Here is an 18736-nt window from a genome sequence, read left to right as displayed (position 1 = left end):
GTAGTTTTAATGCTAATCGTTTTTTTAATTTCAAAACCCTCCCATTACACTTGATCGAACCGGTCAAAAAGCAGCCAGCTGAAAGGTATCAGCAGTGCCAATACTTGATCTAAATCACGTAATTTGTACTCAGAAGTGAGTAATCTTGATGACACCAACAGAGTGGAAGGCAGCAGTACCTGAAAGTTAAAAAGAGAAAGCTTTTTTAGTAAATCGGTAAAACAGCGTCCTGATTTTCCTACATAAACATTTACATGCAAGCTGTTTACAGCCTGTCTATAATGTCGAATCGAGCGACTGATTTACTAAAAAAGTTTAACATTATCAGGAGAGCATTATGGCTGTTACTAATATCGCTGAACTGAACGCGCTTGTTGAGCGTGTCAAGAAAGCCCAGCGTGAATATGCCAGTTTCACTCAAGAACAAGTCGACAAAATCTTCCGCGCCGCCGCGCTGGCCGCTGCAGATGCTCGAATCCCTCTCGCCAAAATGGCCGTTGCCGAATCCGGCATGGGCATCGTTGAAGACAAAGTGATCAAAAACCACTTCGCTTCCGAATACATTTACAACGCTTATAAAGACGAAAAAACCTGTGGCGTCCTGTCAGAAGACGACACCTTTGGTACCATCACTATCGCTGAACCTATCGGCATCATCTGCGGTATCGTACCGACCACTAACCCGACTTCAACAGCCATCTTCAAATCGCTCATCAGCCTGAAGACGCGTAACGCCATCATTTTCTCTCCGCACCCGCGTGCTAAAGAAGCCACCAACAAAGCGGCTGACATCGTCCTGCAGGCTGCCATCGCTGCCGGCGCGCCGAAAGACCTGATTGGCTGGATCGATCAGCCGTCTGTTGAACTGTCTAACGCCCTGATGCACCACCCGGACATCAACCTGATCCTTGCGACCGGTGGTCCAGGCATGGTGAAAGCAGCATACAGCTCCGGTAAACCTGCTATCGGCGTAGGTGCCGGTAACACCCCGGTGGTGATTGATGAAACGGCTGACATCAAACGCGCCGTTGCTTCCGTTCTGATGTCTAAAACCTTCGATAACGGCGTTATCTGTGCTTCTGAGCAGTCCGTTGTGGTGGTTGATTCCGTTTATGACGCGGTTCGCGAACGTTTCGCCAGCCACGGCGGCTACCTGCTGCAGGGTAAAGAGCTGAAAGCCGTTCAGGACATTATCCTGAAAAATGGCGCGCTGAACGCCGCTATCGTTGGTCAGCCTGCGGCGAAAATCGCTGAACTGGCAGGCTTCACCGTACCGGCCACGACTAAAATTCTGATTGGCGAAGTCACCGACGTTGACGAAAGCGAGCCGTTTGCTCACGAAAAACTGTCTCCGACGCTGGCGATGTACCGTGCGAAAGATTTCGAAGACGCCGTGACCAAAGCTGAAAAACTGGTCGCCATGGGCGGTATCGGTCATACCTCTTGCCTGTACACCGACCAGGATAACCAGCCGGCTCGCGTGGCTTACTTCGGCCAGATGATGAAAACTGCGCGTATCCTGATCAACACCCCGGCTTCTCAGGGTGGTATCGGTGACCTGTACAACTTCAAACTCGCTCCTTCCCTGACTCTGGGTTGTGGTTCCTGGGGTGGTAACTCCATCTCTGAAAACGTTGGTCCGAAACACCTGATCAACAAGAAAACCGTTGCTAAGCGAGCTGAAAACATGTTGTGGCACAAACTTCCGAAATCTATCTACTTCCGTCGTGGCTCCCTGCCTATCGCACTGGATGAAGTGATTACTGATGGTCACAAACGCGCGCTGATCGTGACTGACCGCTTCCTGTTCAACAACGGCTATGCCGATCAGATCACCTCCGTACTGAAAGCAGCGGGTGTTGAAACTGAAGTCTTCTTCGAAGTTGAAGCTGACCCGACGCTGACCATCGTACGTAAAGGCGCCGACCTGGCGAACTCCTTTAAACCAGACGTGATCATCGCGCTGGGCGGCGGTTCCCCGATGGATGCGGCAAAAATCATGTGGGTCATGTACGAACATCCGGAAACCCACTTCGAAGAACTGGCGCTGCGCTTTATGGACATCCGTAAACGTATCTACAAGTTCCCGAAAATGGGTGTTAAAGCCAAGATGGTGGCGATCACTACCACCTCCGGTACCGGTTCTGAAGTTACGCCGTTCGCCGTTGTGACCGATGATGCGACAGGTCAGAAATATCCGCTGGCAGACTACGCGCTGACCCCGGATATGGCCATCGTCGATGCCAACCTGGTGATGGATATGCCGAAATCGCTATGTGCGTTCGGTGGTCTGGATGCCGTGACCCACGCCCTGGAAGCTTACGTTTCCGTGCTGGCTTCTGAGTTCTCTGACGGCCAGGCTCTGCAGGCGCTGAAACTGCTGAAAGAGTACCTGCCGGCTTCCTACCACGAAGGTTCCAAGAACCCGGTTGCCCGCGAGCGCGTACACAGTGCCGCCACCATCGCCGGTATCGCGTTTGCTAACGCCTTCCTCGGCGTGTGTCACTCCATGGCGCACAAACTGGGTTCCCAGTTCCATATTCCGCACGGTCTGGCCAACGCCCTGCTGATCTGCAACGTTATCCGCTACAACGCGAATGACAACCCGACCAAGCAGACCGCGTTCAGCCAGTACGACCGTCCGCAGGCTCGTCGTCGCTACGCTGAAATCGCCGATCACCTGGGTCTCTCCGCACCGGGCGACCGTACCGCAGCGAAAATCGAGAAGCTGCTGGCATGGCTGGAAAGCGTGAAAGCTGAGCTGGGTATTCCGAAATCTATCCGCGAAGCTGGCGTTCAGGAAGCTGACTTCCTGGCCCACGTTGATAAGCTGTCCGAAGATGCATTCGATGACCAGTGCACCGGCGCTAACCCGCGCTACCCGCTGATCTCCGAGCTGAAACAGATCCTGCTGGATACCTACTACGGTCGCGAGTTCGTCGAAGGTGAAGCAGCCGCGAAAGCCGAAGCAGCTCCGGTGAAAGCTGAGAAAAAAGCGAAAAAATCCGCTTAATCGACAAGCATAAACGTACTGCCAGCCCCGTCATCTGACGGGGCTTTTTTTTGCCCACCGACAGCCAAGCTTTAACGCCTGCTGGCCCAACGGAGCGCAGGCAATAAAAAGGCGCCCACAGGCGCCTGGGCGAGCTTCTGCGCGTATTAGCTGGGGCGGTGCTGGTTTTGTACCTGAGTTAACGAGCCGACGCTCAGCGCCTCTTTATAATGCTTACGACAAACTGACACGTACCGCTCATTGCCGCCGATGACGACCTGCTCGCCCTCGTTGTAAGGACGCCCCTCCTGATCGAGGCGCAGCACCATACTGGCCTTCCGGCCGCAGAAACAGATGGTTTTCAGCTCCACCAGCTTATCTGACCAGGCCAGTAAATACTGGCTGCCGGTAAAGAGCTCACCGCGAAAGTCTGTCCGCAAGCCATAGCAAAGCACAGGAATATCCAGCGTATCGACAACTTCAGACAGCTCATGAACCTGCTCGCGCGTCAGAAACTGGCTTTCATCCACCAGCACGCAGTGAATCGGCTTTAGCTTGTGCTCTGCGGCAATATCGTTAAATAGCGACGTCTGTGGATTATACAATCGGGCCGGCGAGGAGAGACCGATACGCGAGCTGACTTTTCCGGCGCCAAAGCGGTCATCAATCTCAGCGGTATAAACGACGGTACGCATCCCCCGCTCCTGGTAATTGTACGAAGATTGCAACAGAGCGGTCGACTTACCTGCATTCATTGCAGAGTAGTAGAAATAAAGTTGTGCCATCGGCTGCGTGACCCCAATCAAAGTGTTTTATCGCGGCGGCGATTGTACCATATTTTATGCGTACAGCCGCCCATTCGGCAGGGGTATTGTATCGCAGCTGAAGAGCCTGCAAAGCCAAAGGATTAAGAGGATGAATTGAATTTTCAGGGCCATTATTTGTACGCCCCGTTACGCTACTGGCGGGGTAACCATTGTCTTTTCGTGCTTATAGGGCGGTTACCTATGGGGCTATAAGCGGCGCCGCGCGTTGTTTTATATTAAGCCTCATAACCAAAAATGCGCTAATACTGACGAGGGTTATTTACCCATGTAAAGGATAATTTTTCTCACCGAACCTCAGAAAAAGCATACCGTCTCAGTGTTTTAGCTTACCTTCTGCTCATCGCTATAAGGATGAAAGATGTGAAGCGGCACGAGAATTTTAACTTAAATTAATTAATTCTCGCGACAAATAACCAGTAATTTTGAATTCCTTACATTCCCCCCTATTGCACAACGCATTTTATCGCTCTATTATTAGTTCAACAAACCACCCCACAATATAAGTTTGAGATTACTACAATGAGCGAAGCACTTAAAATTTTGAACAACATCCGTACTCTTCGTGCGCAGGCAAGAGAATGCACCCTGGAAACGCTCGAAGAAATGCTGGAAAAATTAGAAGTCGTTGTTAACGAGCGCCGTGAAGAAGAAAACGCCGCCGCGGCAGAAATTGAAGAACGTACGCGTAAGCTGCAGCAATACCGTGAAATGCTGATCGCTGACGGTATTGATCCGAATGAACTGCTGAGCACCATGGCAGCCGTTAAAGCCGGTACCAAAACCAAGCGTGCTGCACGTCCGGCTAAATACAGCTATGTCGACGAAAACGGCGAAACCAAAACCTGGACCGGCCAGGGCCGTACCCCGGCGGTGATCAAAAAAGCAATGGATGAGCAAGGTAAATCACTGGACGATTTCCTGATCTAATCTCCGTTGTTACGATATAAAAAATCCCGCTGCGGCGGGATTTTTTTTGCCCCTGGGGCCGATATAAAAAACCGGGAGCGCATCTGCGACTCCCGGTTTTGTGCTTTCAGCAGCGCTGCGGATTACTTCGCAACCGCGGTTTCCAGCCAGGTTTTAAAATCGTCACCCAGCGTTTTGTGGCGAATACCATATTCGACGAACGCCTGCATGTAGCCAAGCTTATTACCGCAGTCATGGCTCTTGCCTTTCATATGATAAGCTTCGACCGTCTCTTTTTCGATCAGCATATCAATCGCGTCAGTCAGCTGAATTTCATCACCGGCACCCGGAGGAGTCTTCGCCAGCAGCGGCCAGATATCGGCGCTGAGGACATAGCGCCCCACCACCGCCAGGTTGGACGGCGCAACGTCAGCTTTTGGCTTCTCGACCACGCCTACCATCGGCACGCTTTCTCCCGGCTTGAGAGATTCACCTTTGCAGTCAACGACACCGTAAGCGGTCACGTCGTCGACAGGCTCAACCATAATCTGGCTGGCGCCGGTCTCATCGAAACGAGAGATCATCTCTGCGAGGTTATCGCGGCTCAGATCGGATTCATATTCATCCAGAATAACGTCTGGCAGAATAACTGCGACCGGCTCATCACCCACCACCGGATGGGCGCAAAGCACCGCGTGTCCCAGACCTTTTGCCAGGCCCTGACGAACTTGCATAATGGTTACGTGCGGCGGACAAATAGACTGCACTTCTTCCAGCAGCTGGCGTTTCACACGTTTTTCCAGCATCGCTTCCAGCTCAAAACTGGTATCGAAATGGTTTTCGATAGAGTTTTTGGACGAGTGCGTTACCAGAACAATTTCAGTAATTCCTGCAGCGATACATTCATTAACAACGTACTGAATTAACGGCTTATCTACCAGCGGCAGCATTTCTTTTGGAATCGCTTTGGTGGCCGGCAGCATCCTGGTGCCTAATCCCGCAACCGGGATAACCGCTTTTCTGACTTTAGAATTAAGGGCAGCCATTGAAATCTCCTGGACTGTTTGTTTTTTAAACTTCTCGTTACAAATAACGTGTCGAGTATATCAGTCAACCGCGTATTCACTGGTCTGAAAAGCTTCCGATAGCCTCGAATTAGGACTTTTACGCATAAAACTGCTCGATGTTACCACTGCTAAAGGACAACGGGTAATCCCGTCTGCTTAGATATAAACGCAATTGCTCACTCCGCAGACAACATTAAGCGTAAACGGCCTCCCGCCCCCCAAATTTGGCACTGCCATGAGGTACAGCGTTGACTAATTTGATTAAGGTAAGCATCACCCAGGGTGCCCAAAGGAACGCCATTGCTAATCTGAATTTGATGCTCACCGGTATTCAGCGTGCCATTAAGTCCCGCCGACACCAGAATTAAATTTTTCAGTCCGCTGTGGTAATACCCCACTAACAAAGGAAACTGGCCGGGAAGGTTTGCCTGACGCAGGAGCTGATTCACCTGTTTTAGCAGACTCCCCATTTCTGGTAGCCGTTGTCCCTGATGCGCCAGCTGCTCCTGTAGCAAGCCATTGAACAACGCGCGCAATAATAAAGCGGCCAGGACGCCATTATCTCCTGCCCGTGTGACATCCAGACAATAGAAGGCCAAATCATTGTCCGAGAGCGGCGCGATATCAAGTACCAGACCGGGTTTATCCGCCGACACCAGCTGGCGATAATGAATGCGGCAGTGCGACATTTCCTGTTGCACCGGCGGCTGTAATTCCTGCAGTAATCGTGAAGCCGCAGTGGGATTACTGACCAGCGCGTCCCAGTCCTCAAATAATCGCTCTTCCTCTTCCACCCGTGAACTGAACATCGCAGGATAGAGGCAGGCATAAACGGTTTCGCGCAGGCGATCGAAATCTTTTACTGGCTTTAACAATACGTCCTGAACGCCAAGCCGCAACGCTTTGGCTATATCGGCCATGTTTTCGGTAGCGGAAATCATCAGGATCGGTAGCTGCTCGCCGCGATTACGCAACGTTTCCACCAGCTCCAGACCGTTCATTCTCGGCATCGAAATGTCGCAAATCATCAGGTCCGGATGCACCTCCGTCATTTTATGCAGGGCATCCTTGCCATCTTCCGCCTGGAAGGTTGTTGCTCCCAGCGAGGTCAGCCATCCATGCAAGAGTGAGCGGAAAACGGGTTCGTCTTCAACTATCAGAATCTGTTTTCCCGCCAATGGCTGCGTCATGATATCTCCCCTGGCTGACGATAATTCAATAGTGGCACGCTATTCTCACTATCGCCTGTCAGAATTTGCTTAAGTCAGGTACTCGTGCGTCAAATCGCGGTACGCACTAAGGGTAATAATTCATCCATTTTCTTTTCTACCGCCAACTGCCCTGCGGTAATCGCCTCGCCGGCGCGATGGAAATCAAGCGTCGAGACTTGCGGACAGTACGGTTGCAACAGGATATCCGGCGGGTCACCCGCCATACGATTGCGTTTAAGACGGTTCTCCAGGACCTGGATAGAGGTGGTCATGATCTCCATCGCCGTCGGCGTCACGGCCGTACGGCGGGAACTCATTTGCGTCAAGCGTGCGCGCAGACGAGTATGCCATGGCCCCTCCTTCGCTTCGGCTTCCCGCCGCGGCGTTTCGAGGGAAAATAAATCCTGCTGCATAAGGTGGGCATCATGTTGCAAATCCACGGCAATCACGATATCCGCCCCCATTGCCCGCGTAAGCGATACGGGAACCGGATTGACCACCGCGCCATCGACCAGCCAGTAACCGTTATGCCTGACCGGCGACATTAACCCCGGCATACTGCAGGAGGCTCGAATCGCTAAGTGCAGATCGCCTTCGGTAAACCACAGCTCCCGGCCAGTGCTTAAATTTGTCGCGACGGCGGCAAATCGCCGTTCGCAGTGTTCGATATCGGTCACGGGCATGATGCGGCGATAATGATTGAACACCTTTTCACCCCGCAGTAGTCCACCGCGGCGCCAGGAGAGGTCCATCAGTTTTAGAACGTCCCAGTTACTGAAAGAGCAGACCCAGGACTCAAGGGCCGGGAGTCGGTTACAGGCATACGCCGCCCCTACCAGCGAACCGATAGAGCAACCGGCCACGATATCAATCTCAATGCCGGCCTGCTGGAGGGCGTTGATGACGCCAATATGCGACCATCCGCGGGCGGCGCCCGCACCTAACGCCAGACCAATTTTAAGCTTTCTCATTAGTACTGATAACTATCCTTCCACTCTGAGCGTGGCAACATTGTCACGGCTCAGTTAACATAAAGCCCTTTGGCGTAGAAGCGCCGTTACTCTTTCTTCCATGGAGGCAATTTTGTCGCAATTATGCCCCTGTGGCAGCGCACTGGAGTATAGCTCATGTTGCCAGCGATATCTGTCCGGCGCTGAGCTTGCGCCAGGCCCGTCACAGCTTATGCGCTCCCGTTACAGCGCGTTCGTCATGAAAGATGCCGACTATCTGATCAAAACCTGGCATCCGTCCTGTCAGGCGCAGCAGTTTCGCGCCGAACTGGAGAAAGGCTTTGCCCACACCGAATGGCTGGGCTTAACCCTGTTCGCCAGCGATGATGGACGAGCCGCCAATGAAGGCTTTGTCAGCTTTATCGCCCGCTTTAATGACAATAACCGCCCGGGCGCCATTATTGAACGTTCCAGATTCTTAAAAGAAAATGGACAGTGGTACTATATCGACGGGACACGGCCGCTGATTGGCCGTAACGACCCCTGCCCTTGCGGTTCAGGTAAAAAATTTAAAAAATGCTGCGGCCAGTAACGCTACCGCAGCGCTTGCAAACACTACAGGATTTTCCTCGCGATGCATTCATTACAACGTAAAGTACTACGCACTATTTGCCCTGATCAGAAAGGCCTCATCGCGCGTATCACCAATATCTGCTACAAGCACGAACTTAACATTGTGCAGAACAACGAATTTGTTGACCACCGTACCGGTCGTTTCTTTATGCGCACCGAACTGGAAGGCATCTTCAACGACGCTATTCTGCTGGCCGATCTGGACAGCGCCCTGCCGGAAGGCTCGATTCGTGAACTCAATCCGGCAGGCCGCCGCCGGGTAGTGATTCTGGTGACGAAAGAGGCGCACTGCCTCGGCGATCTGCTGATGAAAGCCAACTACGGCGGGCTGGATGTCGACATTGCCGCGGTTATTGGCAACCATGACACCCTGCGCCCGCTGGTGGAACGTTTTGGCATCCCGTTTGAACTGGTCAGCCATGAAGGGCTGAGCCGCGAAGAGCATGATAAGCAGATGGGCGACGCGATTGCCGCCCACGAACCGGATTACGTGGTGCTGGCCAAGTATATGCGCGTTCTTACGCCGGAATTTGTCGCTCGTTTCCCGAACAAGATCATTAATATTCACCACTCGTTCCTGCCGGCGTTTATCGGCGCGCGTCCGTATCATCAGGCCTATGAGCGCGGTGTGAAGATCATCGGCGCCACCGCCCACTACGTGAATGATAACCTGGACGAAGGTCCCATCATTATGCAGGACGTCATTCACGTCGATCATACTTATACTGCAGAAGATATGATGCGTGCCGGGCGCGATGTCGAAAAAAACGTATTGAGCCGGGCGCTGTATCAGGTCCTGGCGCAGCGCGTCTTCGTCTACGGTAACCGGACGATTATTCTTTAATCGACTGAGAAATGAATTGGTTAGCTTTCCGGCGTTACGGGTAAAAATCAGGCAACCAGTTTATTTTTGTCAAAGGAATGCTTTACAGGGGCGCATCATTTGGTATGATGCGCCCCGCTTCCCGAGAAGGAAGCAGGCCAGTACTAAGCATTACCCCGTGGTGGGGTTCCCGAGCGGCCAAAGGGAGCAGACTGTAAATCTGCCGTCATCGACTTCGAAGGTTCGAATCCTTCCCCCACCACCATTCACTTTGCTGAATAGCCTACATTTTGATTTTACCCCTGGTGGGGTTCCCGAGCGGCCAAAGGGAGCAGACTGTAAATCTGCCGTCATCGACTTCGAAGGTTCGAATCCTTCCCCCACCACCATCTTCTTAAAAAACTTCCCAATTCGACTACTCGACGATCTTTTATATTCTGCCCTACGGGGAAGGATGAGAAGCTTCGACTAAGGTTCGACTCGAGCGTAGCGAGAGAACGTTGCCGCAGGCAACGGCCCGAAGGGCGAGGCGCGTTAGCGCCGAGTCATCCTTCCCCCACCACCATCTCTTCATGTATTACCCAACTTACTTCACTTGCGATACTCTATATTCTGCCCCACGGGGAAGGATGAGAAGCTTCGACTAAGGTTCGACTCGAGCGTAGCGAGAGAACGTTGCCGCAGGCAACGGCCCGAAGGGCGAGGCGCGTTAGCGCCGAGTCATCCTTCCCCCACCATTCTCGCGCTCTCTGCAACCACCTGTACTGCTACCTCCTCGCTCGCGCTTCGCTTAGCGAGGCTACAGATGGTGCCGTTTGGCAGCCCGGACTGGTGCGCCTCACTGCCTCCGGGAAACTCACAGCGGGGGCAGTCGTCTCTTCACCGGCGAACTCTTCACTACCGAGGTATTGCACTGAGCAAATTCAGCCAGGCCGTCAAGCAGCGTATCCAGTTGGGCAATATCACGCACCACCAGTCGCATCACGAAACAATCCTCTCCGGTCACTTTGTCACTTTCGATGCACTCCGGCATCGCCTGGATATATTTATCCACCTTCTGCAGCAGACCAGGCAGCGGCCGGACCCGCACCAGCGCCTGCAGGCTGTAGCCCAGCGCGGCGAGATTCACCCGCGCCCCATAGCCCTGGATCACCCCCCGCTCCTCCAGGCGCTTCACCCGCTCGGCGGTGCTCGGCGAGGTCAGCCCCACCCGCGCGCTCAATACCTTCAACGAGACTCTGGCGTCCTGAGTCAGGCAAGCGAGGATCGCCCGGTCAATTTCATCAAGTAAGTCATTCATGGTTTTTACCTAATTATGAAAGGAATTTTCCCCTGCTTACCTTAATTCAGCCATGTCAGGCTGTCAGGATTTTTCGCACAATAATGGAAAACTTCTGGAGGTGAAATATGCAACTTACCCGCGGCGTCTGGCAAATGAGCCTGGCGATGATAATTTCTGGCTCGATCGGCGCGTTCGTGCTGCTCTCTGGTTTGCCGGTAATTGATGTGGTGTTCTGGCGCTGCCTGATTGGCGCGCTGACCCTGCTGCTGTTTATCGTTCTCAACCGCCAACCCTTCAGTCGTCTCACGCGCTTCACCCTCGCCCTCGCGGTGCTTGGCGGCATTGCGCTGGTCATCAACTGGCTGCTGCTTTTTGCCGCCTACTCGCGTATTTCAATTGGCATGGCCACGGTGGTCTACAACACCCAGCCGTTTATGCTGGTACTGATGGGCATGGTGCTGGGGGAGCGAGTCAGCGCCGTAAAATGGGGATGGTTACTGCTGGCCTTCGGCGGCGTGGTGATCCTGCTGTCAAGCGAGCTTGCCCCGGCGCACGGCGATAGTCTCGCGACCGGCGTTTTGCTGGCATTAGGCGCAGCATTTTTCTATGCTCTGACCGCCATTATCGCCCGCAAACTGCATCCGCTCCCTGCTCAGCATATCGCCTTTATTCAGGTGCTGGTCGGCGTCGTGATGCTGCTGCCGCTGGTGCAAATGCCCGAGTTTTCTGCCAGCTTTCCCTGGCGCTATCTGCTGATCCTCGGCGTCGTCCATACCGGGATCATGTATCAGCTTTTATATAGCGCGATACAGAAGCTGCCAACGCCCATTACCGGTTCACTCTCCTTTATTTATCCACTGGTGGCGATGGGGGTCGACTATCTGGTCTTCCACCATGCGTTAACCCCTGTGCAGTGGTGCGGCGGGATGCTGATTCTGTTTGCCGCCGCGGGGAATAACCTCGGCTGGGGCGAAAAAAAACCCCGCCAGAGCGGGGTCAGTCAGCAGTCGCGGGCCAGTTAGCGACGGGCGCGAACAATCTGGTATTTGCGCGTCAGGTACTCTACCGGCGCGCTCCAGATATGAACCAGACGGGAGAACGGGAACAGCAGGAACAGGGTCATACCCAGCACCAGGTGGACGCGGAAGATAAACGCCACGCCATCCAGGTGCTGCGACGCACCGCCGTGGAAGGTGACCACCGACTGCGCCCAGCCGACCAGCTTCATCATTTCGCTGCCGTCCATATGCTGGGCTGAGAACGGGATCGTCAGCAGGCCCAACGCACACTGCACCATCAGCAGGGAGAGGATCAGAATATCCGCGCCGGTGGTGGTGGCGCGAACGCGCGGGCTGAGCAGACGACGCTTGAGCAGCAGTAAACCGCCCACCAGGGTCATCACGCCGCAGGCGCCGCCGGCGATCATCGCCATCTTCTGCTTGACGTCGATCGGCAGGAAGGATTCATACATCCAGTGCGGCGTCAGCATGCCGAGGAAGTGGCCGGCGAAAATGCCGAGGATGCCGATATGGAACAGGTTCGACGCCAGATTCATCCCTTTACGGTCCAGCATCTGGCTGGAGGCCGCGCGCCAGGTGTACTGACCGTAATCATAGCGCAGCCAGCTGCCGATCAGAAACACCGAGCCCGCAATGTACGGATAAATGTCAAAGAAGAACATATTAAGGAAGTGCATTATTGCTGTCCTCCGTTAGAGATATTCAGATATTGCGGGGCCACGGCTCCGGCAAAACGACGCTGGTGAGCGGAAATCTCCGACTCGCCGCAGCCCTGGTCGGCAAAGAATTTAACCTGTTCTTCTTCCCAGACTGCGTCCAGCGCCTGCGGCGTATCGTCGCGGGCTTCGTCGGCAATCTTCTCCGCCACCTTCTGGCTGTCGACCTGAGTGTTGGCCAGCTTCAGCAGCAGCTCGAACAGCACCGCATAGCGGCTCTCGCGCTGCTGCAGGCGCGCGCTGAGCAGGCCGAGGATCGGCGCGACGTCCCGCAGGCCGCCAAACGCGTCCTCTTCCGGCAGCTGCGCCAGATACTCCAGATACAGCGGCAGATGATCCGGCAGCTCATGGCTATCGAGCAGCAGACCGTGGCGCTCATACTGTGCCATCAGGTCAACCATCGCCTGGCCGCGATCGCGGGATTCGCCGTGCACGTGTTCAAACAGCAGCAGCGAGGTGGCCCGGCCGCGGTCAAACAGTTCGCTGTAGGCCGCCTGGGCATCCAGCGGATCCTGAGCCAGCAGATCGCGCAGAAAAACGCCCAGCGCGTGAGCATCTTCTTTGCCGAGTTTCTCCGATGACGCGAGCGCCTCGAACATCTCCTGCTGATGCTGCCATAAGGCAGCGTCAGGGTATTCGAGCAAACGCGACACAATCACAAGTTCAATCATGCGTGCGGCTCCGTTTTGCTGGTCACGTCGATGGCGTCGATGCGACGGCTGTTGAACAGGTTGAACTGGCTGTCAGAGCCGTGGCAGCCGTCGCCAAAGCTAAAGCCGCAGCCATTTTTCTCCGGAAACGCTTCCCGCGCCTGTTCCCGATGGCTGCTCGGCACCACGAAACGATCTTCGTAGTTGGCGATCGCCAGGTAGCGGTACATCTCCTGAGCCTGCGCTTCGCTTAAGCCCACCTCTTCCAGCGCGCGGGTATCGACAACGCCGTCAACGGTTTCCGCCCGCTTATAGTGACGCATCGCCAGCATCCGCTTCAGGGCCAACAGGACCGGTTGGGTATCGCCGGCGGTCAGCAGGTTCGCCAGATACTGCACCGGAATACGCAGGCTTTCCACGTCCGGCAGGATCCCGTTGCTGCCCAGTTCGCCGGCATCGGCGGCGGACTGAATCGGCGACAGCGGCGGCACGTACCAAACCATCGGCAGGGTGCGATATTCCGGGTGCAGCGGCAGGGCCAGCTTCCAGTCCATCGCCATTTTCCAGACCGGCGACTGCTGCGCGGCTTCAATCACGCCCTGCGGTACGCCATCTTTCAGCGCCTGCTCAATCACTTTCGGGTCGTTCGGATCGAGGAACACGTCCAGTTGACGCTGATAGAGATCTTTCTCGTTCTCGGTGCTGGCGGCATTTTCGATCGCGTCCGCGTCATACAGCAGGACGCCGAGGTAGCGGATTCGGCCCACGCAGGTTTCGGAGCATACCGTCGGCATTCCGGATTCAATACGCGGGTAGCAGAAGATGCACTTCTCAGATTTCCCGCTCTTCCAGTTGAAGTAGATCTTCTTGTACGGGCAGCCGGTGATGCACATCCGCCAGCCGCGGCACTTGTCCTGGTCGATCAGCACGATGCCGTCTTCTTCACGCTTATAGATGGCGCCGCTCGGGCAGGTTGCGACGCACGCCGGATTCAGGCAGTGCTCGCACAGGCGCGGCAGATACATCATGAAGGTGTTCTCGAACTGGCCGTACATCGCCTTCTGCATGTTGTCGAAGTTCTGGTCTTTGGCGCGCTTTTCAAACTCGCCGCCGAGGATCTCTTCCCAGTTCGGACCGCTGGTGATCTTGTCCATCCGCTGGCCGGTGATCAGCGAGCGCGGACGGGCGATCGGCTGGTGTTTACTCTCCGGGGCGTTATGCAGGTTCTGGTAGTCGTAATCGAACGGCTCGTAGTAATCATCAATGCCCGGCAGATGCGGGTTCGCGAAGATTTTACCTAACAGCATCGCGCGGTTGCCCATGCGCGGCTGCAGCTTGCCGTTGATTTTGCGGATCCAGCCGCCCTTCCATTTCTCCTGGTTTTCCCAGTCGTTCGGAAAACCGACGCCAGGCTTACTCTCCACGTTATTGAACCAGGCGTACTCCATCCCTTCCCGGCTGGTCCAGACGTTTTTACAGGTTACCGAGCAGGTGTGGCAGCCGATGCATTTATCGAGATTCAGCACCATGCCGACTTGTGAACGAATTTTCATTTTACGCTCTCCTGTACCTGGTCATTGCCTTCGCCGTCTAACCAGTTAATGTTCTTCATCTTACGTACCACCACAAACTCATCGCGGTTGGAGCCGACGGTGCCGTAGTAGTTAAAGCCATAGGCCAGATGGCCATAGCCGCCGATCATATGGGTCGGTTTCGGCGTAATACGGGTAACCGAGTTATGGATCCCGCCGCGCTGGCCGGTGACTTCAGAGCCAGGCAGGTTCACGATGCGTTCCTGCGCGTGGTACATCATGGTCATCCCGGCCGGCACGCGCTGGCTCACCACCGCGCGCGCCGTCAGGGCGCCGTTGGCGTTGAACACTTCGATCCAGTCGTTATCTTCGATACCCAGATCTTTCGCATCCGCCTCGCTCATCCAGACGATCGGACCGCCGCGTGACAGGGTCAGCATCAGCAGGTTATCGCTGTAGGTCGAGTGGATACCCCATTTCTGGTGCGGCGTCAGGAAGTTCAGCGCCTTCTCCGGGTTGCCGTTGGACTTCTCGCCCATCACCGCTTTCACCGAGCGGGTGTCAATCGGCGGACGATAAACCAGCAGGCTCTCGCCAAAGTCGCGCATCCACTGGTGATCCTGATACAGCGACTGACGACCGGACAGGGTACGCCATGGGATCAGCTCGTGAACGTTGGTGTATCCGGCGTTATAGGAGACGTGTTCGTCTTCCAGCCCGGACCAGGTCGGGCTGGAGATGATTTTCCGCGGCTGCGCCTGAATATCGCGGAAACGGATCTTCTCGTCTTCTTTGTTCAGCGCCAGGTGCGCGTGCTCGCGGCCGGTGATTTCGCTCAGCGCTTTCCACGCCTTCACCGCCACCTGACCGTTCGTTTCCGGCGCCAGGGTGAGGATCATCTCCGCAGCGTCGATGGCCGTTTCCAGCTTCGGCTGACCTTTCGCCGGGCCTTCGGCCTTGGTGTAGTTGAGCTTACGCAGCAGGTCCATTTCGCTCTGGGTATTCCAGGCGATGCCTTTACCGCCGTTGCCGATTTTCTCCATCAGCGGGCCGATAGAGGTAAAGCGTTCGTATGTCGCCGGATAATCGCGCTCGACGGTCAGAATATGCGGCGCGGTTTTCCCTGGAATCAGGTCGCATTCGCCTTTTTTCCAGTCCTTAACGTCCAGCGGCTGCGCCAGTTCGGCGGCGGAGTCGTGCTGGATAGGCAGCGTTACCACGTCGGTTTCCTGACCCAAATGACCCACGCACACTTCGGAGAACTTTTTCGCGATATCTTTGTAGATATCCCAGTCGCTTTTCGATTCCCAGGCCGGGTCGACGGCGGCAGACAGCGGATGAATAAACGGATGCATATCCGAGGTATTCATGTCGTCTTTTTCATACCAGGTAGCGGTCGGCAGCACGATGTCGGAGTAGAGGCAGGTGCTCGACAGACGGAAGTCGAGGGTCACCACCAGATCCAGCTTGCCGTCGAGACCGTTATCTTTCCACTCCACTTCTTCCGGCTTCACGCCGCCCTGCTTGCCGAGATCTTTGCCCTGAATACCGTTTTCCGTACCCAGCAGGTACTTCAGCATGTACTCGTGGCCTTTACCCGAGGAGCCCAGCAGGTTGGAACGCCAGATAAACAGGTTGCGCGGATGGTTTTTACCGTTTTCCGGCTGCTCTGCCGCAAAGCGAATCGATCCCTCCTTCAGAGATTTGACGGTGTAATCCACCGGCGTCATGCCCGCTTTTTTCGCCTCATCGGCGATGCGCAGCGGGTTTACGCCCAGCTGCGGCGCCGACGGCAGCCAGCCCATCCGCTCGGCGCGGACGTTGAAGTCGATCAGATGGCCGCTGTAGCGGGATTTATCCGCCATCGGCGAGAGCAGCTCCTGCGCGGTCACGCTTTCATAGCGCCACTGGCTGGAGTGGTTATAGAAGTACGAGGTGCTGTTCATATGACGTGCCGGACGTTGCCAGTCAAGGGCGAACGCCAGCGGCTGCCAGCCGGTCTGCGGACGCAGTTTTTCCTGGCCCACATAGTGCGCCCAACCGCCGCCGCTCTGGCCGACGCAACCGCAGAAGATCAGCATGTTGATCAGACCGCGGTAGTTCATGTCGAGGTGGAACCAGTGGTTGAGACCCGCCCCGACGATAATCATCGACCGACCATGGGTTTTATCGGCGTTATCGGCAAACTCGCGGGCGGTACGGATAATATGCGCGCGGGAGACGCCGGTAATTTTCTCCGCCCAGGCCGGAGTGTAGGCTTTCACTTCATCATAGCTGGCGGCGCAGTTGTCATCGTTCAGACCGCGCTCCAGGCCATAGTTGGCCATGGTCAGGTCGTACACGGTGGTCACCAGGGCGGTGGAGCCGTCGGCCAGCTGCAGGCGTTTAACCGGCAGTTTGTGCAGCAGAATGTTTTCCAGCGCGACTTTGTTGAAGTGTTCAGAACCTTCGCCGCCGAAGTACGGGAAGCCGACGTCCGCGACCTCGTCATGGCTGCCCAGCAGGCTCAGACGCAGCTCAATCTCTTCGCCGGTTTTACCGTCGCGCTGTTCGAGGTTCCATTTGCCTTTGTCGCCCCAGCGGAATCCGAGGGAACCGTTCGGCACGGTCAGATCGCCCTTCTCATCAAAGGCGACGGTTTTCCATTCCGGATTCTTCTCCTGACCAAGGGAATCCACGAGGTCGGACGCGCGCAGCGTGCGGCCGGCGGCGTAATAGCCGTCGCGCTCCTCAAGCATCACCAGCATCGGCATGTCGGTGTAGCGACGCACGTAATCGGTGAAGTACTGGCTCGGTTTATCAAGATGGAACTCACGCAGCATCACGTGGCCCATCGCCAGCGCCATCGCGGCATCGGTACCCTGCTTCGGCGCCAGCCACAGATCGCAGAGCTTGGCGATTTCGGCGTAGTCCGGGGTGATGGCGACAGTTTTGGTCCCTTTATAGCGAACTTCGGTAAAGAAGTGCGCATCCGGGGTACGGGTCTGCGGCACGTTGGAGCCCCAGGCGATGATATAGCTGGAGTTGTACCAGTCGGCGGATTCCGGCACGTCGGTCTGCTCGCCCCAGGTCATCGGCGAGGCCGGCGGCAGGTCGCAGTACCAGTCGTAGAAGCTCAGGCAGGTACCGCCGATCAGCGACAGGTAACGAGCGCCGGAGGCGTAGGAGACCATCGACATCGCCGGGATCGGCGAGAAGCCGGCCACGCGATCCGGACCGTAAGTTTTCACGGTATAGACGTTGGAGGCGGCAATCAGCTCATTCACTTCCTGCCAGGAGGAGCGGACAAACCCGCCGCGACCGCGAGCCTGCTTGAAGCTTTTCGCTTTGTCGGCGTCTTCGATAATCGAGGCCCATGCCTCAACCGGATCGCTATGCTGGACCTTCGCTTCCCGCCACATCTTCATCAGGCGTTTGCGCATCAGCGGGTATTTCAGGCGGTTCGCGCTGTACAGATACCAGGAGTAGCTGGCGCCGCGCGGGCAGCCGCGTGGTTCATGGTTTGGCAGGTCCGGACGGGTGCGCGGATAGTCCGTTTGCTGGGTTTCCCAGGTCACCAGTCCGTTTTTGACATAAATCTTCCAGCTGCATGAACCGGTGCAGTTGACACCGTGAGTGGAACGCACAATTTTGTCATGCTGCCAACGTTGACGGTATCCATCCTCCCAGTCCCGGTTGGTGTTTAGAAGCTGGCCGTGCCCATCGGCAAAGGTTTCACCCTTCTGTTTGAAGTAGCGAAACCGGTCCAGGAATTTACTCATCGGGTTTCTCCTGATATGGAGCCTGACGGCTCTCTGATAAATCGACATTGCTGGATTTGCAGCGAAGGTAACGCTATGAAAGCGGACGGGAATTGATAGCGATCAATACGGACTGGCTTGTTATCGCGGCGGAAATTGGCATTTACCACCAAGGTGGTAGTAATCTCGATTTTTTAACTACATGTTTTTTAATGGTTTTTATCGAAAAATGGGTCACCAGGCGCGGAATTGTTCACCAGGGAGGTATTAAGGGGTAGAGCAGTGACGCTGGCAAGCCGTCCCTTCCCGGCTCAGTGGCCAATACGCATACAATCACCCATTAGTATGTTGTAACTAAATAGGCCGGTAAAAAAAGGCGCCTCCTTCG

16 protein-coding genes, 2 tRNA genes and 2 other RNA genes are annotated in these 18736 nt (G+C 55.3%); 10 read left to right on the top strand and 10 right to left on the bottom strand.

From position 1 onward, the window contains the following. Window positions 1-44 precede the first annotated feature (44 nt). Window positions 45-260 (bottom strand): hypothetical protein, encoded by a 216-nt coding sequence (locus tag ACOI6Z_RS03830; protein WP_032428896.1) that lies wholly within the window; start codon window positions 258-260, stop codon window positions 45-47. 77 nt (window positions 261-337) lie between these two features. Between ACOI6Z_RS03830 and adhE the strand changes: the two genes are divergently transcribed. Further along, window positions 338-3013, top strand: a complete 2676-nt coding sequence (gene adhE, locus ACOI6Z_RS03825; protein WP_023290125.1) for a bifunctional acetaldehyde-CoA/alcohol dehydrogenase — start codon at window positions 338-340, stop codon at window positions 3011-3013. Window positions 3014-3159: 146 nt separating this feature from the next. On the opposite strand, the gene tdk is transcribed toward adhE, so the two are convergent. Next, window positions 3160-3777 (bottom strand): thymidine kinase, encoded by a 618-nt coding sequence (tdk, locus tag ACOI6Z_RS03820; RefSeq protein WP_032429180.1) that lies wholly within the window; start codon window positions 3775-3777, stop codon window positions 3160-3162. A gap of 7 nt (window positions 3778-3784) precedes the next feature. Between tdk and ACOI6Z_RS03815 the strand changes: the two genes are divergently transcribed. Both ACOI6Z_RS03815 and hns read left to right on the top strand, forming a co-directional pair. Then, window positions 3785-3916: a hypothetical protein gene (locus ACOI6Z_RS03815; protein WP_032428897.1), complete on the top strand. Its 132-nt coding sequence runs from the start codon at window positions 3785-3787 to the stop codon at window positions 3914-3916. Between the two features lie 422 nt (window positions 3917-4338). Continuing rightward, complete coding sequence (gene hns / locus ACOI6Z_RS03810) at window positions 4339-4746, top strand: histone-like nucleoid-structuring protein H-NS (protein ID WP_002910103.1); 408 nt, start codon at window positions 4339-4341, stop codon at window positions 4744-4746. 122 nt (window positions 4747-4868) lie between these two features. Here the strand turns inward: hns and galU are convergent, their stop codons facing one another. The 3 genes from galU to rssA form a co-directional block, all read right to left on the bottom strand. Then, the gene (gene galU, locus ACOI6Z_RS03805) at window positions 4869-5771 is read right to left on the bottom strand and encodes a UTP--glucose-1-phosphate uridylyltransferase GalU (protein WP_048297758.1); all 903 of its coding nucleotides are present in this window, start codon (window positions 5769-5771) and stop codon (window positions 4869-4871) included. Between the two features lie 197 nt (window positions 5772-5968). Further along, entirely contained in the window at window positions 5969-6982 is a 1014-nt protein-coding gene (gene rssB / locus ACOI6Z_RS03800; protein ID WP_032453277.1) for a two-component system response regulator RssB, read from the bottom strand. A gap of 89 nt (window positions 6983-7071) precedes the next feature. After that, window positions 7072-7974: a patatin-like phospholipase RssA gene (gene rssA, locus ACOI6Z_RS03795; RefSeq protein ID WP_004203175.1), complete on the bottom strand. Its 903-nt coding sequence runs from the start codon at window positions 7972-7974 to the stop codon at window positions 7072-7074. 112 nt (window positions 7975-8086) lie between these two features. Here rssA and ACOI6Z_RS03790 point away from each other — a divergent pair, with 112 nt between their 5' ends. The 6 genes from ACOI6Z_RS03790 (at window position 8087) to ACOI6Z_RS03765 (ending at window position 10149) form a co-directional block, all read left to right on the top strand. Beyond that, window positions 8087-8545 carry a YchJ family protein gene (locus ACOI6Z_RS03790; protein ID WP_032428898.1) on the top strand — a complete coding sequence of 153 codons (459 nt, stop codon included), beginning with the start codon at window positions 8087-8089 and terminating at the stop codon, window positions 8543-8545. A 42-nt stretch (window positions 8546-8587) separates the two neighbouring features. After that, complete coding sequence (gene purU, locus ACOI6Z_RS03785; RefSeq protein WP_004203178.1) at window positions 8588-9430, top strand: formyltetrahydrofolate deformylase; 843 nt, start codon at window positions 8588-8590, stop codon at window positions 9428-9430. A gap of 159 nt (window positions 9431-9589) precedes the next feature. Beyond that, a tRNA-Tyr gene (locus tag ACOI6Z_RS03780) sits at window positions 9590-9674 on the top strand. Window positions 9675-9713: 39 nt separating this feature from the next. Then, window positions 9714-9798 (top strand) — tRNA-Tyr (locus ACOI6Z_RS03775). A 44-nt stretch (window positions 9799-9842) separates the two neighbouring features. Continuing rightward, window positions 9843-9974, top strand: a non-coding RNA gene (locus ACOI6Z_RS03770) — RtT sRNA. Window positions 9975-10017: 43 nt separating this feature from the next. Next, window positions 10018-10149, top strand: a non-coding RNA gene (locus tag ACOI6Z_RS03765) — RtT sRNA. A gap of 116 nt (window positions 10150-10265) precedes the next feature. On the opposite strand, the gene ACOI6Z_RS03760 is transcribed toward ACOI6Z_RS03765, so the two are convergent. Continuing rightward, window positions 10266-10709 (bottom strand): Lrp/AsnC family transcriptional regulator, encoded by a 444-nt coding sequence (locus ACOI6Z_RS03760; RefSeq protein ID WP_023290130.1) that lies wholly within the window; start codon window positions 10707-10709, stop codon window positions 10266-10268. A gap of 107 nt (window positions 10710-10816) precedes the next feature. Between ACOI6Z_RS03760 and ACOI6Z_RS03755 the strand changes: the two genes are divergently transcribed. Continuing rightward, complete coding sequence (locus tag ACOI6Z_RS03755; protein WP_072421535.1) at window positions 10817-11713, top strand: DMT family transporter; 897 nt, start codon at window positions 10817-10819, stop codon at window positions 11711-11713. On the opposite strand, the gene narI is transcribed toward ACOI6Z_RS03755, so the two are convergent. The 4 genes from narI to ACOI6Z_RS03735 are packed head-to-tail and all read right to left on the bottom strand — an operon-like array spanning window position 11710 to window position 18369. Further along, window positions 11710-12387 carry a respiratory nitrate reductase subunit gamma gene (gene narI, locus ACOI6Z_RS03750; RefSeq protein ID WP_002910189.1) on the bottom strand — a complete coding sequence of 226 codons (678 nt, stop codon included), beginning with the start codon at window positions 12385-12387 and terminating at the stop codon, window positions 11710-11712. The genes ACOI6Z_RS03755 and narI overlap by 4 nt on opposite strands. After that, entirely contained in the window at window positions 12387-13097 is a 711-nt protein-coding gene (gene narJ, locus ACOI6Z_RS03745; RefSeq protein WP_348852818.1) for a nitrate reductase molybdenum cofactor assembly chaperone, read from the bottom strand. The genes narI and narJ overlap by 1 nt, the downstream gene beginning before the upstream one ends. Then, window positions 13094-14629 (bottom strand): nitrate reductase subunit beta, encoded by a 1536-nt coding sequence (gene narH / locus ACOI6Z_RS03740; protein WP_023290133.1) that lies wholly within the window; start codon window positions 14627-14629, stop codon window positions 13094-13096. Before narH ends, narJ begins: the two co-directional genes overlap by 4 nt. Next, a complete protein-coding gene (locus tag ACOI6Z_RS03735) occupies window positions 14626-18369 on the bottom strand; it encodes a nitrate reductase subunit alpha (protein WP_348852816.1) in 3744 nt (1247 codons plus the stop codon). The genes narH and ACOI6Z_RS03735 overlap by 4 nt, the downstream gene beginning before the upstream one ends. Window positions 18370-18736: the final 367 nt, after the last annotated feature.

Source organism: Klebsiella sp. C239 (assembly GCF_048822715.1).
GTDB classification, from domain to species: Bacteria; Pseudomonadota; Gammaproteobacteria; order Enterobacterales; family Enterobacteriaceae; genus Klebsiella; species Klebsiella quasipneumoniae.
The sequence above is the reverse complement of the archived record's forward strand: the minus strand, read 5'-3'. Positions and strand labels throughout refer to the sequence as shown.

Coding starts and splice junctions, on each gene's coding strand:
- adhE (WP_023290125.1), top strand. CDS start 338: ATGGCTGTTACTAATATCGCTGAACTGAACGCGCTTGTTGAGCGTGTC.
- tdk (WP_032429180.1), bottom strand. CDS start 3,777: ATGGCACAACTTTATTTCTACTACTCTGCAATGAATGCAGGTAAGTCG.
- hns (WP_002910103.1), top strand. CDS start 4,339: ATGAGCGAAGCACTTAAAATTTTGAACAACATCCGTACTCTTCGTGCG.
- galU (WP_048297758.1), bottom strand. CDS start 5,771: ATGGCTGCCCTTAATTCTAAAGTCAGAAAAGCGGTTATCCCGGTTGCG.
- rssB (WP_032453277.1), bottom strand. CDS start 6,982: ATGACGCAGCCATTGGCGGGAAAACAGATTCTGATAGTTGAAGACGAA.
- rssA (WP_004203175.1), bottom strand. CDS start 7,974: ATGAGAAAGCTTAAAATTGGTCTGGCGTTAGGTGCGGGCGCCGCCCGC.
- purU (WP_004203178.1), top strand. CDS start 8,588: ATGCATTCATTACAACGTAAAGTACTACGCACTATTTGCCCTGATCAG.
- ACOI6Z_RS03760 (WP_023290130.1), bottom strand. CDS start 10,709: ATGAATGACTTACTTGATGAAATTGACCGGGCGATCCTCGCTTGCCTG.
- ACOI6Z_RS03755 (WP_072421535.1), top strand. CDS start 10,817: ATGCAACTTACCCGCGGCGTCTGGCAAATGAGCCTGGCGATGATAATT.
- narI (WP_002910189.1), bottom strand. CDS start 12,387: ATGCACTTCCTTAATATGTTCTTCTTTGACATTTATCCGTACATTGCG.
- narJ (WP_348852818.1), bottom strand. CDS start 13,097: ATGATTGAACTTGTGATTGTGTCGCGTTTGCTCGAATACCCTGACGCT.
- narH (WP_023290133.1), bottom strand. CDS start 14,629: ATGAAAATTCGTTCACAAGTCGGCATGGTGCTGAATCTCGATAAATGC.
- ACOI6Z_RS03735 (WP_348852816.1), bottom strand. CDS start 18,369: ATGAGTAAATTCCTGGACCGGTTTCGCTACTTCAAACAGAAGGGTGAA.